The sequence below is a fragment of the Streptomyces sp. NPDC004065 genome (assembly GCF_044903565.1).
In the GTDB taxonomy this organism is placed as follows: domain Bacteria; phylum Actinomycetota; class Actinomycetes; order Streptomycetales; family Streptomycetaceae; genus Streptomyces.
Genome location: NZ_JBJDQT010000006.1, coordinates 213,441 through 230,019, shown reverse-complemented (window position 1 = coordinate 230,019; position 16,579 = coordinate 213,441). Strand labels below are relative to the sequence as shown.

Here is a 16,579-nt window from a genome sequence, read left to right as displayed (position 1 = left end):
GGCATGCCCGTCTACTTCTGCGACCCGGCCTCGCCCTGGCAACGCGGCTCGAACGAGAACACGAACGGGCTGCTGCGGCAGTACTTCCCCAAGGGAACCGACCTGAGCGTCCACAGTCCCGAGGACCTCGAACACGTCGCACAGGAACTCAACGGCCGCCCACGCAAGACGCTCGGCTGGGATACCCCAGCCGAGCGTCTACGTGATCTACTCACCACCTGAAACCAAGTGGTGTTGCGACGACCCCTTGAACCCAAGGGGCCGTGCGGGGGCCCGCTCCTGCGCTACGCCGGCAGCGGGCGGTCCGTGACCACGTGCTTCATCACCAGCGTGGAGGTCAGCCGCTGGACGCCCGGCAGGGTGGCGAGGCGCTCGTCGTACAGGCGCTGGAAGGCGGCCAGGTCCGCGGTGGCCACGCGCAGCAGGTAGTCCGGGTCGCCGAAGAGGCGCTGCGCCTCCAGCACGTGCTCCACCTCGCCGACCGCCCGCTCGAACTCGGCCACCGTGTCCCGGTCCTCCTGCCGCATCGAGACGAAGACCAGCGCCTCGAAGGTCAGCCCGACCGCGGCCGGATCCACCACCGCCCGGTACCCGCGCACCGCCCCGGACCGCTCCAGCTCCCGCAGCCTCCGGTGGCACGGGGAGACGCTCAGCCGCACCCGGGCGGCCAGCTCGGTCACCGTCAGCCGCCCGTCCTGCTGAAGCTCGGCAAGAATCTTCCTGTCCACGTCGTCCATGGAGAAGATTCTCTCCCCAGATGCCCCCATCTGAGCAAACTTCGGGAACACTTTCGGCCTCTTCACGCCTAATCTGCCCGGTATGCACTCCGGAACGCTCCTGTCCTTCCTCGCCGTCGACCTGCTGCTGGTCTGCGTACCGGGCGCCGACTGGGCCTACGCGATCGCGGCGGGCCTGAAGGACCGCTCGGTCGCGGCGGCGGTCGGCGGCCTGGTGGCCGGCTACGCGCTGCACACGGTGCTCGCGGTGGCGGGGCTCGCGGTCCTGGTGGCGGGCTCGCCCGGGCTGCTGACCGCCCTGACCGTGGCGGGCGCCGGCTACCTGGTGCGGCTCGGCTGGTCGGTGCTGCGCGCACCGGCCGCGGTGACCGCGGCCGAGGAGCCGCTCGCCGCCCCGGCGTTCCGCGTCCTGCTGCGCGGCGCCACCATCAGCGGCCTGAACCCCAAGGGCCTGCTGCTCTACCTCTCGGTGCTCCCGCAGTTCCTGTCCACCCGCGACGCGCACCTGCCCGTACCCGTGCAGACGGCCGTGCTGGGCCTGCTGCACATGGCGTGCTGCGCGGCCGTCTACCTGACGGTCGGCGTCCTGGCCCGGGCGGTGCTCGGCACCCGCCCGTCCGCGGCCCGCGCGGTCACCCGCACCTCGGGCGCGGCGATGCTGGGCATCGGGGCGCTGCTGCTGGTGGAGCGCCTGGCGACGCTGTGACGGCGCACCGCTCGGGCGGGCGGCGGGCGGCGCACTGCGGGTGGCCAGTGGCGGGTGGCGGCGGGCCGCGGGAAGCAGGGCTGCCGCGGGCCGCGGGCCGCGGGAAGCAGGGCTGCTGCGGGCCGCGGGAAGAGGGGCGGGTGGGCGACGGGTGCGACGGGCGGCCCGGCGGCAGGGCAAGGGCGGCCCGGCGGCGGAGCGGCGGGGCATCGGGGCAGCAGGGCAGGGCGGCAGGGCGGCAGGGCGGCAGGGCGGCAGGGCGGGCGATACTCGGGGCATGGAGACGGATCTGCAGGAGCTGCTGCGGTCGTTGCGGGTGTGGGACCCGGAGGTCACCGAGCTGCCGCCGTTCGACCCGGACAGCACGCCGGACGCCCCGCTGCCCCTGTTCACGCGGTGGTTCGCGGAGGCGGTGGCGGCCGGGGAGCGGGAGCCGCACACCATGTCCCTCGCCACCGCGGACGCGGAGGGCCGGCCGGACGTGCGGATCGTGATGCTGCACGGCGCCGACGACGAGGGCTGGGCCTTCGCCACCCACTCCGGCAGCCGCAAGGGCCGCCAGCTGGCCGGACGCCCCTACGCTGCCCTGGCCTTCTACTGGCCGCTCAGGGGCCGGCAGGTCCGGGTGCGCGGCCGGGTCTCCGTGGCCCCGCCCGAGCGGGCCCGGGCGGATCTGCACGCCCGGTCGACCGGCGCGCTGGCCGCCGCGCTCACCGGCCGGCAGAGCGAAGTCCTCGGCTCGCTGGAGGAGTTGGCGCAGGCCTCCGAGGCCGCCTGGTCGCGCGCCCGGCGGGAGCCGGAGTCCGACGTGTCCTCCTGGACGCTCTACCACCTGCTCCCGGCGGAGGTGGAGTTCTTCCAGGGCGAGGCCCGCCGCCGCCACGTACGCCTGCGGTACCGCCGCACGCCGGACGGCTGGTCCCGCGAACTGCTCTGGCCGTGACGGTCGCCCGGTAAGCGTCCGGTGCGCGGATCCGGGCCCGCGGCGGGCGCCGGGCGCCAGGGGTACGGGCCCGGGGCGCCCGGCGGGCGCTGGCCGGGATCCGGGCGCTACTGGGCGGGCTCGGGGTGCGAGGCGGACGCCGGGCGCGAGGCCGACCCCGAACCGGAGACCGACCCCGGGTGCTGCAAGGCCGCCCCCGAGCCGGAGGCCGCGCCCGAGCCGGAGCGCGCCCCCGAGCCGGAGACCGACCCCGGGTGCTGCAAGGCCGCCCCCGAGCCGGAGGCCGCGCCCGAGCCGGAGGCCGGCCCGGAGGCGATGTCCGGGGGCGGGTCCGTGCTGAGGCGGGCGTGGAGGTGGGCGTCGCGGAACGCGTCCCGGCGGCCCTCCTCGAACAGCGCCCCGCGCATCGTGCCCTCGTACCGGAACCCGCAGCGCTCGGCGACCCGGCAGGAGACCTCGTGGCCGACGACGTGGTCCAGTTCCATGCGGTGCAGGCCGAGTTCGGTGAAGCCCCAGTCCGCGATCAGCCCCAGGGCCCGGGTGGCCACCCCGCGGCCGCGCGCCTCGGGCAGCACCCAGTAGCCCACCGCGGCGCTGGCCAGGAAGCGGCGGACGTCGTTCATGCCGATGTGACCCAGCACCGTACCGCTGTCCTCGTCGGTGATCGCGAACGTGGCCGCCGCGCCCTCCCGCGCACGCTCGGCGCGCGTCCGCAGCGACTCCCGGGCACCGGCCCGGTCCGTGACCGGAGTGATGGGGGTGTTCCAGCGCCGGAACTCCGGGTCCGTGTTGCCGCGCAGCCAGGCTCCGGCATCGGCCTCGGAGTCCGGGTCCCACGGGCGCAGCAGCAGACCGTGCCCGCGTATGCGCGCCGTCGAAAGAATCCTGAGATCAGGGAGGTTGGTGGTCACCGGTTCATTCAACAACGCGCCGCGACCGCGCGCCGCGCACGCCTTCTGCACAGCCGTGATCATTCCGCAACCAATTCCGGTCTTGACCGATACCCATCAACCTGGTGCGTGATTACGCTCGCGGTCATGGCCGACTCCACCCGACCCGTCCCCGCGGCACCGCGCGCCGACCGCCCCGTCTACGTCATCGGGGGCGGCCCGGGCGGGCTGGCCGCCGCGTACGCGCTGCGCGCGCAGGGGATACGCGCCGTCGTCCTGGAGAAGTCCGACCGGGTCGGCGCGTCCTGGCGGGGCCACTACGACCGGCTCCGGCTGCACACCACCCGCCGGCTGTCCGCGCTGCCCGGGCTGCCGATGCCGCGCCGGTTCGGCCGGTGGGTGGCGCGCGACGACGTGGTGCGCTACCTGGAGAAGTACGCCGAGCGCCACGAGCTGGAGATCGTGACCGGTGTCGAGGTCTCCCGCGTCGAGCGCACGCCGGACGGCACCGGGTGGCTGCTGCACGCCACCGGGGGCCGGGAGCTGACCGGAGGCGCGGTGGTGGTCGCCACCGGGTTCAACCACACGCCGCGGGTGCCCGACTGGCCGGGCCGCGAGACGTACACCGGCGAGTTCCTGCACGCCTCGGCCTACCGCAACGCCGAGGGCTTCGCCGGACGGGACGTCCTCGTCGTCGGCGTAGGCAACACGGGCGCCGAGATCGCCGTCGACCTGGTGGAGGGCGGCGCCGCGCGGGTACGGCTGTCGGTGCGCACCGCCCCGCACATCGTGCGCCGGTCGACGGCCGGGTGGGCCGCCCAGTACACGGGCGTGCTGTGCCGGCGGCTGCCGGTCGGGCTCGTCGACCGGCTCGCCAGGCCGATGGCGCGGCTGAGCGTGCCGGACCTGTCGGCGCACGGTCTGCCGCGTCCCTCGACCGGCCTGTACTCCCGGGTCAAGGAGGGCGCGATCCCGGTGCAGGACGTCGGTCTCGTGGACGCCGTGCGCGACGGGCGGGTCGAGGTGGTGGCCGCCGTGGAGGGCTTCGAGGGCGGCAAGGTCGTCCTCGCCGACGGCAGCCGCGTCGAGCCCGACGCCGTCGTCGCCGCCACCGGTTACGTACGCGGCCTGGAGCCCCTGGTCGGCCACCTCGGCGTACTGGACTCCCGCGGCAGACCCGTGGTGCACGGCCCCCGCACCCCGGACGGCGCCCCCGGTCTGTATTTCACCGGGTTCACCAACCCCATCAGCGGCATGTTCCGCGAACTGGCCATCGACGCCGTACGGATCGCCAGGGCCGTCGCGAAGGACGGCGCCCGCCGCGACGACACCGTCCAGGTCTCCCGCCTGCCCGCCTGAACCGGGACCGGGCCCGGCCGCGCACCCGGACGACCGGGACCCGCCCGGTCCGGTCCCGCGTCCCGCAGACGCCCCTGCCCCGGGCCCCGCAGACGCCCCGGTCCCACGCCCCGCAGACGCCTCTGCCCCGCGTCTTGCAGACGCCTCTGTCCCGCGTCCCGAGGACGCCCCTCAGGCGGCCGCGGGAGCGGGCACCCGCGGTCGGCGCCGGATCACCAGCGCCATCAGGGCCGCCGCCGCGCACAGCGCGCCCGAGGCGTACCAGACCATGTCGTACGAGCCGAAGACGTCCCGGGCCAGGCCGCCGAGGTAGGCGACGAGCGCCGCGCCCACCTGGTGCGAGGCGAGCACCCAGCCGAAGACGATCGCGCTGTCGTCGCCGTAGTGCTCCCGGCACAGGGCGAGGGTGGGCGGCACGGTGGCGACCCAGTCGAGGCCGTAGAAGACGATGAAGAAGATCATCGGCGGGTGCACGCTCGGCGCCAGCAGCATCGGCAGGAAGAGCAGCGAGACACCGCGCAGCGCGTAGTACACGGCCAGCAGGCGGCGCGCTTCGAAGCGGTCGGTGAACCAGCCCGAGGCGACCGTGCCGGCCACGTCGAACACGCCGATCACCGCGAGCAGCGAGGCCGCCGCCGTGATGGGCATGCCGTGGTCGTGGGCGGCGGGCACGAAGTGGGTCTGGATCAGACCGTTGGTGGAGGCGCCGCAGATCGCGAAGGTGCCGGCCAGCAGCCAGAACGGTCCGGTGCGCGCCGCCGAGAACAGCACGGTCACCGTCCGGCGCGCGGCCCCCGGCACCGGTTCCGGCTTGGGCACGAACTCCCGTGCCCCGTACGGCTCGAGGCCCACGTCCGCCGGGTGGTCGCGCAGCAGCAGCCAGACGAAGGGGACGACGGCGAGGGCGGCCAGCGCGACCGTGACCGCGGCCGGACGCCAGCCGTGCGACTCGACCGTCCAGGACAGGATCGGCAGGAAGATCAGCTGGCCGGAGGCGGAGGCCGCGGTGAGGATGCCGGTGACCAGCCCGCGCCGCTCGGTGAACCAGCGGTTGGTGACCGTGGCCGCGAAGGCCAGCGCCATGGAGCCGGAGCCGAGGCCGACCAGCAGGCCCCAGCACAGCCACAGCTGCCAGGCCGCCGTCATCCAGACGGTCAGGCCCGAGCCGACGGCGATCACGGTCAGCGCGACGGCCACCACCCGCCGGATGCCGAAACGGTCCATGAGCGCGGCGGCGAACGGCGCGGTCAGGCCGTACAGCGCGAGGTTGATCGAGACGGCCGCGCCGATCGTGCCGCGGGACCAGTCGAACTCCTGGTGCAGCGGGTCGATGAGCAGGCCGGGCAGGGAACGGAAGGCCGCCGCGCCGATGATCGTGACGAAGGCGACGGCGGCGACGAACCACGCACGGTGCACACGGACGGAGCGCCGCGCCCCCTTCCCGGGACCGGCCGCGAGGCCGGTGCGGGCGGGGTCCGTGGAATCCGTGGGCTCTGTGCCTTCCGGGAGTTCCGCGGCGTCCATGGCCGTGGCGTCCGCTGCTTCCGTGGCTTTCGTGGTCGGAGTGGTCCGGGTCGTCTGGGTCACGCCATAGAGCCTCCGGCACGGTCACGACCACGGCGAGTGGCCCGAAGGACAGCGTTCGTTAGGATCGGGCCACGACCGTCACCCCGCATCGCCACCTCGGTGGGAGCGCATGAGAAAGGCGCACGTCCGCACGGTCAGGCGGCCAGGGCCCGGACAAGCATCGTGCCCACAGCCCTACCCTTTGGCGGGTCGATCAGCGACACCCGCACGTCAGAGAAGCCGTGTCCCGTCAGGACGCGCCCCCACCCATCCGGGGTGCGGTCGTGCCGCAGTCCGGCTTTGACAGGCTTGGGCCCCTGACTACCTGGAGGCAAATGCGAGAAGGCCAGGATGCCGCCCGGCGTCATGCGCGAGCGGATCAGCGGGAGCAGGGTGTTCGGATCGACGAACCACACGGCACCAAAGATCGAGAGCACGACATCGAATGTCTCGTCCATCTCGTTCAGGAACGCAGTCGCCTCCGCCGTACGGAACTCAAGGCCCGGCAGATGCCCCCAGCGCTCCCGTGCGACCGCCTCACGGGCGGGGGCGATGTCCACCCCCAGACCTGTCGCACCAAGCGTCACGAGATGGGCGAGGTTACTACCGCTCCCCGAGCCGAGTTCCAGCACCCGGCGTCCGGCCACGGGGCCCAGAATGCTCTCGTCCGGCCCGTGATCGGCGTACTGGGTCCAGTTCAGCCAGGTCGCATCCCCCTTGGCGTTCACGCTCCTGCGCGGCTTGCTCCCGACCGCGTACCTGTCCCATGACTCGGCCAACGACATGCGGTGATCCTTCCCGGCATGAGGGGCCAACACCGGCTTCCGGCACGGGGTATGACAGGGGCGAGTGGCCCGGAAAGCGGTGTTCGTTAGGATCGGGCCATGGAGTCGGCCAGGGAACACCGGGTGCACCGCGTCGCCGTCCTCGCTCTCGACGGGGTGATCCCGTTCGAGCTGGGCATTCCCCACCGGATCTTCGGCCGTCCCCGGGACGCCGCGGGGCGGCCGCTGTATGAGGTGGTGACCTGCTCGGCGCGGCCGCCGGGCCCGGTGCAGACCGACGCGGACTTCACCATCGACGTCGCGCACGGGCCGGAGTCCCTGGCGGCCGCCGACACCGTCATCGTCCCGGCGTCCTACGAGCTCGGCCCGGTGTACGAGCAGGGGGTGCTCACCGGGGAGCTCGCCGACGCGTTCGCCCGCCTGCGGCCCGGCACCCGGCTCGCCTCGATCTGCACCGGCGTGTACGTGCTGGCCGCCGCGGGTCTGCTGGACGGCCGTCCGGCCACCACGCACTGGGCCGACGCCGGCCGCTTCCAGCGGATGTTCCCGCAGGTCAAGGTGGACGCCGACGTGCTGTTCGTCGACGACGGCGACGTGCTGACCTCCGCGGGCGTCGCGGCCGGGATCGACCTGTGCCTGCACATGGTGCGCCGCGACCACGGCGCGGCCGTCGCCAACGACGTGGCCCGCCGCACCGTGGTGCCCCCGCACCGCGACGGCGGGCAGGCCCAGTACATCGACCGGCCGGTGCCGGACCCGCAACTGGCCACCACGACCACCGCGCGCGCATGGGCGCTGGAGCGGCTGCACGAGCCCATCCAGTTGCGGGACATGGCCGAGCAGGAGGCCATGTCGGTACGGACCTTCACCCGCCGCTTCCGCGAGGAGGTCGGGATCAGCCCGGGGCAGTGGCTGACCCAGCAGCGCGTGGAACGCGCCCGCCGGCTGCTGGAGTCCACGGACCTGTCCGTCGACCGGGTGGCCCGGGAGTCGGGGTTCGGCACGGCGCAGTCGATGCGGCAGCACCTCCAGGCGGCCCTCGGCGTGACGCCGACGGCCTACCGGCGGACCTTCCGGGTGGGCGGCGCGGCTCGCGTCTAGGCCTTGCGGACCTCGCGAGCCTCGCGGACCTTGCGGGCCTTCGCGTCGCCGCGTGTGCGGCGAAGCCCTCGGCGACCTATGGCACTTCTCACAATCCGGGCGGAAACGGGCGTATAGGTGACGGGGGTCACCGAAGGGGCCGGTCGTTTCGTCTACGTTCGGTCCTCGGTTTCCCGACAAACGTCCCCGATCCCCTGCCGAGGTCCGCTCGTCCATGCTGAAACGTCCGCGCTCCCTGCCGCGTCCGAGGACCGGCGCCCTCCTGACCGCCACCGCCGCCCTGCTGTCGGCCGGCGTCCTGGGCGCAGCCGCCCCGGCCGGTGCGGCGACCGCACCCCAGGCACCCGGGCCTTCCCAGGTCCAGGGCAGCGCCGGGGAGAAGGCCGCGGCGACGGAGAAGACCGCGGGCAAGAGCCGGGTGACGGCGGCGGTGCTGCCGTTGGACGGCACCGGGCGCACGCCCACGCTGCGCGGCGCCGACGTCCCCTACGACACCGCGAGCATCGTCAAGGTGGACATCCTCGCCACCGCGCTGCTCCAGGCGCAGGACGCGCACCGGCCCCTGACCGCGCGGGAACGCGCCCTGGCGGATCCGATGATCCGGCACAGCGACAACGCGGCCGCGAACACGCTGTGGCGGCAGATCGGCCGGGCCCCCGGGCTGGAGGCGGCCAACAAGCGCCTCGGGCTGACCTCGACCAAGGGTGGTCCCGGCGCCAAGTGGGGGCTGACCCGGACGACGGCGAGCGACCAGATACGGCTGCTGCGCGCGGTGTTCGACATCGGCGGCACCGCGCGGGGCGGCTCCGCCGCGCTGACCGCGCAGTCCCGGGCCTACATCCGCGCGCTGATGACGAACGTCGCCCCCGACCAGGCGTGGGGCGTCTCGTCGGCCGGTACGCAATGGGCGCTGAAGAACGGCTGGTTGCAGCGCAACACCTCCGGGCTGTGGGACGTCAACAGCGTCGGACGGATCTCCGTGGACGGTCACCCCTGTCTGGTGGCGGTGCTGTCGGACGGCAACGCGTCGATGAACGACGGGATCCGGCTCGTGCAGGGCGCGGCACGCGCGGCCGTGTCGTCGGCAACCGGCTCCGGACACTGACCGCCGGACACCGGTCCCGCGGCGGCGGCACTCCCGGCCGGCATTCGGCTTCCGGGTCTCCAGGTCTCCTGGTCTCCTGGTCTCCAGGTCTCCAGGTCTCCAGGTCTCCGGGAAGTCGTCCACAGCCTGTGGATGTGAGGACGCCGCCGCTTGCCGGCGCGGTCGCGCCGACGCGGCGGGATGAGTCCGGGTGGCGGCGCGCTGTCGTCCGCCCCGAGCGCGGCACCGCGCACCGCCATCCGGCTCCGGCGCGGTGGCCCCACCCCCCTCGGTCCTGACGGGACCGGCCGACGCCGGCTCACGACTCACACTCGCCGAGGGCCGGGCAGCCGGACCCTCGCCGTCCCCTCGCGGCGAATCGCTGCCCACAAGCGTGATCAAACGGACAGGGAACGTCAACAGCCGCTTGGCGATATACCCGTTATGACCGGATCGCAGTGGGCGCGCACGGAAGCACACGCGGCGCACGGAGCACGGCAGGCGGTGCCGCTACACCGCCTCGTAGGCGAGGCCGTCGTAGACCGGCGCCTGACTGCCGCAGGCGGCGGGGGTCGTCGCCTGTGCGGACGGCGAACAGCGGTCCAGTTCGCACCAGATGCGCTTGCCCGCGCCCTCCGGGCTCCAGCCCCAGCGGTCGGCGAGGCCGTCGACGAGGGCGAGGCCGCGCCCGCCGGTGGCGTCGTCCCCGACGCAGCGCGGCACGGGGGCCCTGGTGCTGGCGTCGGCCACCTCGAGGCGCACCGTGGCCGGCTCGGCCGGCGCCCCGGGCAGCGACAGCCGCAGGACGGCCGGACAGCCGGTGTGCACCACGGCGTTGGTGACCAGTTCGGAGACGAGGAGGACCAGTGTCTCGGCCAGCGGTTCGTCGCCCCCTATCCCCGACCCGGCGAGCCGCGAGCGGGCCCACCTCCGGGCCCGCCCCACCTCCGCGGGGTCGGGCCGGATCTCCAGCTGCACTTGAAGCACCTGCACCGCTCACACCATCCGAACCGGCGGACACATAGCCTCGCGCCACACGAGGGCCACGATCGTAGCCATTTTCTGCATGGCCAGAACAACGGCCAGAGCAAGGGTCACGGAACGTGACTCCCTTGCCAGACAGCATGGTTGACGTACGGTCACCGCAACAAGCGCTTCGGGCATATTCCCGCGCGAAGGAGTACTCGTGCGGCATACTGTGCGACGCCCCTCGCGGGGAGTCGAACGGGACGGCGGCGAAGGCCGTCCGGCCCTGCGAGCAGGGGCGCGCACCGTCCTTTCCGGGGCCGCCCCAGGGGCGGTGCCGGTACGGCTCGTGCTCGGAACCACTCGCATTGGACACAAGGTACCCGAGTGGCGCGGCGACTCCAGGACGTGACGGGTGACGCACCGCGTCCGGGCGGACGGTGACGTTCCGTGACTATGGATTGCCACGATCCGCGACATCCCCGACCGGGCCCGCCGCCCCGCTCCAGCGCACGGCGCCCTCCCCCGGTCCGGACACCGGATCCACGGCGGGCGATGCCTCACACTGCGTCACTTCGCGGCCACGCCGGGCTCGTACCCCTGTGCGTTCCCGGCGCCGGACGCGTCATGGGACTCCCAGGTGAGGGCCGTGAAGCCGGACGCGGGCGGGCACGCGGCGGCCGTCGCGCGCGTCGTCGACGGCACGGCGGGCGGCCGCACCGCCGCGGGGTGCGCGCGGGGGGCCGACGGGTCAGCGGCGGGCGCCGTGGTCCGGTCCGTCCCGGTCCACGAGAGGGGGCGCGGGTGTTCGGGCGGCCGCCCTGATCGCGCTCCCAGGACGGTCCCGAACTGCTCGCGTGCCCGGGCGTGTTGCGCCACCGGGCGCACGGACACCCCGCCGCCCCGCGCGGGCGCACGGCCTCCGGTGCACGGCTCCGGCGCGCACGGCCCCCGGCGCGGTGCCCGGCGCACGACCGTGCGGGCGAGCGCCGCGCCGGGGGCAAGCGCCTCGAGAGACCCCTCGCGGGGCGGGGCCGCCCGGGGTTCGGGCCGCTCGGGGCCCCTCGGCTCCTCCTGCCTACTCCCGGACGGTGAAGTAGCGGGCGAAGGCGGGTACGACGTCCTCCTCGCGGATCCTGCCGTCGCCGTCGGCGTCCAGTCCGGCGGCGATCGCCCCGGCCGTCTCCCGGGGCACGCCCAGCACCCGGAGCACGCGCCCGGCGTCCTCGACGCCGGCGGCGCCGTCGCCGTCGGTGTCCGCGACGGCCAGGGCGGCGTGCAGGAAGGGGCGGGCGATCTCGGCGAACCGCTCCGGGTTGTCGCGCAGGCGCTTGACCGCGCCGGTCACGAACTCCTCGCGGGTGATGCGCTGGTCGCCGTCGCGGTCCGCGATCCCGGCCATGCCCTGCCAGAACGCCTCCGCGCCGCCGTACAGGGCCTGGCCCTTGTCGGACCGGGCGGTCACGCCGAACTCCGCGAGCAGCGCCTTGGCCGCCACGCTGAAGTCCTCCCGGTCGATCCAGCCGTTGCCGTCCTGGTCGAAGGTGGCGAACCGGGTCGCGATCCTGCGCTCGTACTCGCTGCTGACCATGTCTTCTCTGGCCGCCTTAGGTGAGGGGTCGGTCTGCGAGGGAGCGTACGACGAGCGGCACCTCGCGGGGACGGGAAAACGACGGTTGTGCCAAGACCGGGGGAATTCCGGGACAACCGCGTGGCACGACGGGGCCCCGGGTAGCGCGGCGCGCGCTCCGTCCGGCGTTCAGGCGGACAGCGGCTCGCGGTCCACCGCCGCGGCGAGGTCCGGGTAGACGTCGAACAGCCGGCGCACGCCGAGGGCGCCGAGCACACGGTTGACGTGCGAGCCGTCGACGGCGCCGCGGGCCGGCAGTATCAGGCGCAGCCGGCCGCGGCAGGAGCGGATCAGCCGGCGGGCGGCGACGAGCACGCCGACGCCGCTGGAGTCGCAGAAGAAGACCTCCGAGAGGTCCAGGACGAGGTGGTGGCGGCCCTGGGCCACCGCGTCGTGCACCCGCTGGCGCAGCACCGGCGAGGACACCAGGTCGAGTTCGCCCGCGACCTGGAGCACGCTCCACTCGCCTTCTTCACCGCCGGTCACCTTGAACGCCACGGGCCCGCCCTCCGCTCGCCGGAACTTCCCCGGAACCGCCCGGAAACGGAAGCAGTTCCTACGCTTCTTTCCGCGCGGCTGCCCAGCGGCCGTTCCCCCAAACGCCGTATGCCAAACCGATACTGTTCACCAAGGGGCTTGTTTCGGTCATCTTCGATCGTGTTCGATCGAACGTGATACGACGGGGAAGGCGTGAAGCAGGCGGCGCGGACAAGTCGCCCACAAAGGGGGCAGACCGGCCGCCCGCACCCTTACCACCTGCGGCGCTTCAGGGGGCGCACATTGCCACAAAGGGGCGTGCGCGCTCGGGCGTGCCGACTACATTCGACGGAAGACGGAGGCCGGGACACGAGCCCGGCCCGCAGGACCGGACGCGGACGCGACCGGCGCGGAGGGGGCCGTATGGCGAAGAAGGACGCACCGCCCCGCTGGGACCGCAGGATGCAGCAGCGGCTCGCACGCGGGGAGGCCGCCGCCCTGGGCGAGCTCTACGACCGGTTCGCCTCCCTCGTGCACGGCCTGGCCCACCGCGTCCTCGGCGACGAACAGGCCGCCGACCGCGTCACCCGCGAGGTCTTCAGCCACGTCTGGGAGCACCCCGACGCCTACGACCCCGGGCGGGAGCCGCTGCGCTCGTGGGTGGCCGCGCTGACCCACCGGCTCGCCGTCCAGCGGCTGCGCGCCACCGAGGCCGCCGCCCTGGCCCGCACCGGCGGGGGCACCCGGGGCGAGCTGGAGCGCCGGGTGCGCCGCGCCTCGGTCGCCGCCCGCGCCGACTACATCCTCCACTCCATGCCCGCCCCGCTGCGCGCCGCCCTGGAACTGGCCTATTTCCAGCGCCGCGACTACCGGCAGACCGCCGCCGACCTCGGCGTCACCGAGGACGAGGCGCGCCGGCGGCTCCGCCTCGGCCTGCAGCTGCTGTCCACGGCCCACGACAGCGGGACGCCGGGGGCGCCGCCCGGATTCGGGGGTGCGGCATGAGCCCGCGCGGACCGTCCGGGGAGGACGGCGCGCGGGGCGGGCACGGCGGGCCGCCCCGCATCCCCACGCCCCGCGCCTCCGTGGAGGACGGCGACCGGCCGCTGCCGCCGCCCCCGCCACCGCCGCCACCCGAGCCGGAACCCCCACAGGACGCCACACCGCCCGGGGACACGGAACACCCACAGGACACAGCGCCGCCCGAGGACACGGAACAGCCGAAGGACATGGAGCAGCCGAAGGAGCAGCCCGCGCTCGTGCCGGCACACGACGTCCTGAAGTCGCTCCTCGGAGCGTGGGCGCTGGCCGCCTGCTCCCCGCGGGAGTCGGCGGCGGTCGAGGAGCACCTCGGCGCGTGCGGCGGCTGCGCGGAGGAGGCGCTGCGACTGCGCGAGGCCGTCGGCCTGCTGCACCCGCCGGAGAGCCTCGACCTCGACCCGGGGCTGCGCACCCGCGTCCTGGAGAGCTGCCTGGAACGGCGGCCGCCACGCGTCCCGGTGCCCGAGTGGGCGGCGCCGTACGACGCGGAGGCCGCCCGCCTCGACGCCCTGCTGCAGGACATCGCCGACGCCGAGTGGCACACGCCGGTGCGGCTGCGGTGGTTCGAGGACGAGGACACGGTCAGCCGCCGTACGACGGTCGCCGGGGTCATCGCGCACCTGATGAGCGTGGACGGGCTGGTCGCGGTCGCGCTCGGCCTGGACGACCCGCTGGGCGGGGCCGCGGTGGCGGACCCCACGCCCGCGGGGCGCACGGAGGCGTACTGGAAGGCGGCGCACTTCCCGCCGTCCCGGGACGTGCGGGCGCCGTGGCGGGCGCAGACGCACGCCCTGGTACGCGCGGCGTCCCTCACGTCCGGCGCCCCGGACGGCACGACCTCGGACGGCACAACCTCGGACGGGGGCGCCTCGGACGGCGGCGCAGGTCCGGTGTCCGCCCCCGGAGGCCCGGTGTCCGCGTCCCGGGGCCCGGTGTCCGCCGGCGGAGGTCCGGGCGCCGGCGGTCCGGTGGTGCCGTACGGCGGCTGCGAACTGCCGCTGCCTGACGCGATGCTGGACCGCGCCTTCGAGTGCTGGGTGCACGCCGAGGACATCGCGGAGGCGGTGGACTACCCCTACGCGCCGCCCGCCCCGCGCCATCTGCACCGGATGATCGACCTCGCGGCGCGGACGCTGCCGGGTGTGCTGGCCGCGCGGCGGCTGGCCGGGCTCGCCTCGCCCGCCCGGACCCGGCGCCTGGTGGCGGCGGGCGAGCCGGGGCGCAGTCTGCGGCTGGAGATCGAGGGGCTGGGCGGGGGCGAGTGGCTGATCCCGCTGGACGCGCCCGGCGCGGTGGGGTCCGCGGAGCACGAGGTGGCCCATGTGGCGCTGGACGGCGTGGAGTTCTGCCGTCTCGCGGCGGGCCACGTCGCTCCCCGGGACGCGGCCGCGGGCCAGGTGGGCGACCGCGAGGCGATCAGGGACGTCCTGTACGCGGCGGCCTCGCTGAGCCGTATGTGACAACGGTGCCGTCCGCGGCCGGTGCACGGACCGGGCCGTCCACGGCCCGTCCACGGCCGGTGCACGGGCCGGACAGCACAGCTAGTGCTGTGGCCGGAAAGGTTTGCCGGAAAGCTCGCGGCGTCCGGTGCGGTGCATCGCAAGGCGGAGCATCACCCGCGTACTGGACGTACTCGGGTGATGCGACAACGCGGCGAGGTGCCGTGCCGGACGTCGTGAGCCGGTGAACCTTTCCGGTCGCAGCACTAGGCGAAGACGACCGTCCTGCGGCCGTTGAGGAGGATGCGGCGCTCGGCGTGCCACTTGACCGCGCGGGCCAGCGCCTGGCACTCCACGTCACGGCCGACCGCGACCAGCTGGTCCGGGGTCGCGTCGTGGCCGACCCGCTCGACCTCCTGCTCGATGATCGGGCCCTCGTCGAGGTCCGCGGTCACGTAGTGGGCCGTCGCGCCGATCAGCTTGACGCCCCGGGCGTGCGCCTGGTGGTACGGCTTGGCGCCCTTGAAGCTCGGCAGGAAGGAGTGGTGGATGTTGATGATGCGGCCGCTGAGCTGTTTGCACAGGTCGTCCGAGAGGACCTGCATGTAGCGGGCGAGCACGACCAGTTCGACGTTCTCCCCGCGCACGATCTCCAGCAGCCGCGCCTCGGCCTCCGCCTTGGTGTCCCGGGTCACTGGGATGTGGTGGAAGGGAATGTCGTACGAAGCCACCAGCTCGGCGAAGTCGGTGTGGTTGGACACCACCGCCGCGATTTCCACCGGCAGTGCGCCGGTCCGGGCGCGGAACAGCAGGTCGTTCAGGCAGTGCCCGAACCTGCTGACCATCAGCACCACGCGCATCTTCTCCTCGGCGCGGTGGATCTGCCAGTCCATGGCGAAGGAGTCACCGACCGCCGCGAAGCTGGCCCGCAGCTTCTCCACGGTCACCGGCGCCTCGGCCGAGAAGTGGACGCGCATGAAGAACAGACCCGTGTCGTGGTCGCCGAACTGCTGGCTGTCCTCGATGTTGCACCCGGTCATGAACAGGTAGCTCGACACGGCGTGCACGATGCCCTGCCGGTCCGGGCAGGACAGGGTCAGGAGGTACTGGTCGGCCTTGGCCGCGGCTCCGGTGGACTGCTCGTTCATGCAGCACAGGGTCCCACAAGGCCCGCTGCCGTGGGCAGTCGTCCCGCAGGGCGGGACAGGCCGGACGGCAGCTACAAGACGGTACGGCCCGACGCGGGCCGGACGGGGCGGCTCGACGGGACAGGCCGGACGGGGCGGCTCGACGCCGGGCCGGCCCGTCCCCGCGGCTCAGGCCGAGCGCGTCATGATGCGCAGCACCTCCAGGCTGCGCGGCGGCGTGTCGGGGTCGTCGCCGTCGCTCGCCGCGAGCCGCACATGCGCGTCGCGTGCCGCGCGGACCGCCTCCGGCCAGGCGTGGTGCTCGAGGTACGCGGCCACCGGCGCGTCCGGCCCCACCTGGTGCATGATGCGCAGCACCCGCAGCACGGCGGTGTCCACCAGGGCCGCCTCCTGGGAGTCGCGGAAGATCGTGCCGACGTACTTCTCGGCGGACCAGTTGTCCAGCCAGGTGTCCTCGACCAGGCGGTAGACCGCGTCGGTGACGTCGCCGTACCCCTCCACGCCGGCCAGCCAGACGTCCCGCTGGAACACCGGGTCGGAGAGCATGTGCAGCGCGGAGCGCACATTGCTGCGCCAGCGCCACCACGGCATGTCGTTGAGTGGCATGCCGCCCATGGTGGAGGAGCGACGGCCGCGACGGGAAGGGTTCTCCACAGCTTGCACGGTCATCGATCGTACGTTCCCCGCCTCAGGAGTCCCACCGGCCC

Annotated in this window: 17 protein-coding genes; 8 read left to right on the top strand and 9 right to left on the bottom strand. The window is 74.1% G+C overall.

From position 1 onward, the window contains the following. Positions 1–222 (top strand): IS30 family transposase (locus ACI2LW_RS10630; protein WP_404730803.1); only part of this gene is annotated, 222 nt, incomplete at its 5' end. 62 nt (positions 223–284) lie between these two features. On the opposite strand, the gene ACI2LW_RS10625 is transcribed toward ACI2LW_RS10630, so the two are convergent. Beyond that, positions 285–737, bottom strand: coding sequence for an Lrp/AsnC family transcriptional regulator (locus tag ACI2LW_RS10625; protein WP_404730802.1), 453 nt, complete (start codon positions 735–737; stop codon positions 285–287). Between the two features lie 82 nt (positions 738–819). Between ACI2LW_RS10625 and ACI2LW_RS10620 the strand changes: the two genes are divergently transcribed. Both ACI2LW_RS10620 and ACI2LW_RS10615 read left to right on the top strand, forming a co-directional pair. Next, entirely contained in the window at positions 820–1,443 is a 624-nt protein-coding gene (locus tag ACI2LW_RS10620; protein ID WP_404730801.1) for a LysE family translocator, read from the top strand. Positions 1,444–1,720: 277 nt separating this feature from the next. Continuing rightward, positions 1,721–2,386, top strand: a complete 666-nt coding sequence (locus ACI2LW_RS10615; RefSeq protein ID WP_404730800.1) for a pyridoxal 5'-phosphate synthase — start codon at positions 1,721–1,723, stop codon at positions 2,384–2,386. Between the two features lie 107 nt (positions 2,387–2,493). Here ACI2LW_RS10615 and ACI2LW_RS10610 read toward each other — a convergent pair whose 3' ends face one another. Beyond that, positions 2,494–3,297: a GNAT family N-acetyltransferase gene (locus ACI2LW_RS10610; protein WP_404730799.1), complete on the bottom strand. Its 804-nt coding sequence runs from the start codon at positions 3,295–3,297 to the stop codon at positions 2,494–2,496. Positions 3,298–3,423: 126 nt separating this feature from the next. Here ACI2LW_RS10610 and ACI2LW_RS10605 point away from each other — a divergent pair, with 126 nt between their 5' ends. Then, positions 3,424–4,635: a flavin-containing monooxygenase gene (locus tag ACI2LW_RS10605; RefSeq protein ID WP_404730798.1), complete on the top strand. Its 1,212-nt coding sequence runs from the start codon at positions 3,424–3,426 to the stop codon at positions 4,633–4,635. A gap of 171 nt (positions 4,636–4,806) precedes the next feature. Here ACI2LW_RS10605 and ACI2LW_RS10600 read toward each other — a convergent pair whose 3' ends face one another. After that, the gene (locus tag ACI2LW_RS10600) at positions 4,807–6,159 is read right to left on the bottom strand and encodes an MFS transporter (protein ID WP_404730818.1); all 1,353 of its coding nucleotides are present in this window, start codon (positions 6,157–6,159) and stop codon (positions 4,807–4,809) included. 197 nt (positions 6,160–6,356) lie between these two features. Beyond that, positions 6,357–6,986 (bottom strand): class I SAM-dependent methyltransferase, encoded by a 630-nt coding sequence (locus ACI2LW_RS10595; RefSeq protein ID WP_404730797.1) that lies wholly within the window; start codon positions 6,984–6,986, stop codon positions 6,357–6,359. Between the two features lie 99 nt (positions 6,987–7,085). Here ACI2LW_RS10595 and ACI2LW_RS10590 point away from each other — a divergent pair, with 99 nt between their 5' ends. Continuing rightward, positions 7,086–8,087: a GlxA family transcriptional regulator gene (locus ACI2LW_RS10590; RefSeq protein ID WP_404730796.1), complete on the top strand. Its 1,002-nt coding sequence runs from the start codon at positions 7,086–7,088 to the stop codon at positions 8,085–8,087. 214 nt (positions 8,088–8,301) lie between these two features. Further along, positions 8,302–9,192, top strand: a complete 891-nt coding sequence (locus tag ACI2LW_RS10585) for a serine hydrolase (protein WP_404730795.1) — start codon at positions 8,302–8,304, stop codon at positions 9,190–9,192. A gap of 489 nt (positions 9,193–9,681) precedes the next feature. Here the strand turns inward: ACI2LW_RS10585 and ACI2LW_RS10580 are convergent, their stop codons facing one another. From ACI2LW_RS10580 to ACI2LW_RS10570, 3 genes are all read right to left on the bottom strand, one after another. Continuing rightward, positions 9,682–10,149, bottom strand: a complete 468-nt coding sequence (locus ACI2LW_RS10580) for an ATP-binding protein (protein WP_404730817.1) — start codon at positions 10,147–10,149, stop codon at positions 9,682–9,684. A gap of 1,066 nt (positions 10,150–11,215) precedes the next feature. Further along, complete coding sequence (locus ACI2LW_RS10575; RefSeq protein WP_404730794.1) at positions 11,216–11,728, bottom strand: EF-hand domain-containing protein; 513 nt, start codon at positions 11,726–11,728, stop codon at positions 11,216–11,218. A 168-nt stretch (positions 11,729–11,896) separates the two neighbouring features. After that, positions 11,897–12,265: an STAS domain-containing protein gene (locus ACI2LW_RS10570; RefSeq protein ID WP_404730793.1), complete on the bottom strand. Its 369-nt coding sequence runs from the start codon at positions 12,263–12,265 to the stop codon at positions 11,897–11,899. Positions 12,266–12,667: 402 nt separating this feature from the next. Here ACI2LW_RS10570 and ACI2LW_RS10565 point away from each other — a divergent pair, with 402 nt between their 5' ends. After that, a complete protein-coding gene (locus ACI2LW_RS10565) occupies positions 12,668–13,249 on the top strand; it encodes a sigma-70 family RNA polymerase sigma factor (protein ID WP_404730792.1) in 582 nt (193 codons plus the stop codon). Further along, positions 13,246–14,745: a zf-HC2 domain-containing protein gene (locus tag ACI2LW_RS10560; protein WP_404730791.1), complete on the top strand. Its 1,500-nt coding sequence runs from the start codon at positions 13,246–13,248 to the stop codon at positions 14,743–14,745. The genes ACI2LW_RS10565 and ACI2LW_RS10560 overlap by 4 nt, the downstream gene beginning before the upstream one ends. A 245-nt stretch (positions 14,746–14,990) precedes the next feature. On the opposite strand, the gene purU is transcribed toward ACI2LW_RS10560, so the two are convergent. Then, positions 14,991–15,872 carry a formyltetrahydrofolate deformylase gene (purU, locus tag ACI2LW_RS10555; RefSeq protein ID WP_404730790.1) on the bottom strand — a complete coding sequence of 294 codons (882 nt, stop codon included), beginning with the start codon at positions 15,870–15,872 and terminating at the stop codon, positions 14,991–14,993. 168 nt (positions 15,873–16,040) lie between these two features. Further along, positions 16,041–16,541 (bottom strand): hypothetical protein, encoded by a 501-nt coding sequence (locus ACI2LW_RS10550; RefSeq protein ID WP_404730789.1) that lies wholly within the window; start codon positions 16,539–16,541, stop codon positions 16,041–16,043. Between the last annotated feature and the right edge of the window lie 38 nt (positions 16,542–16,579).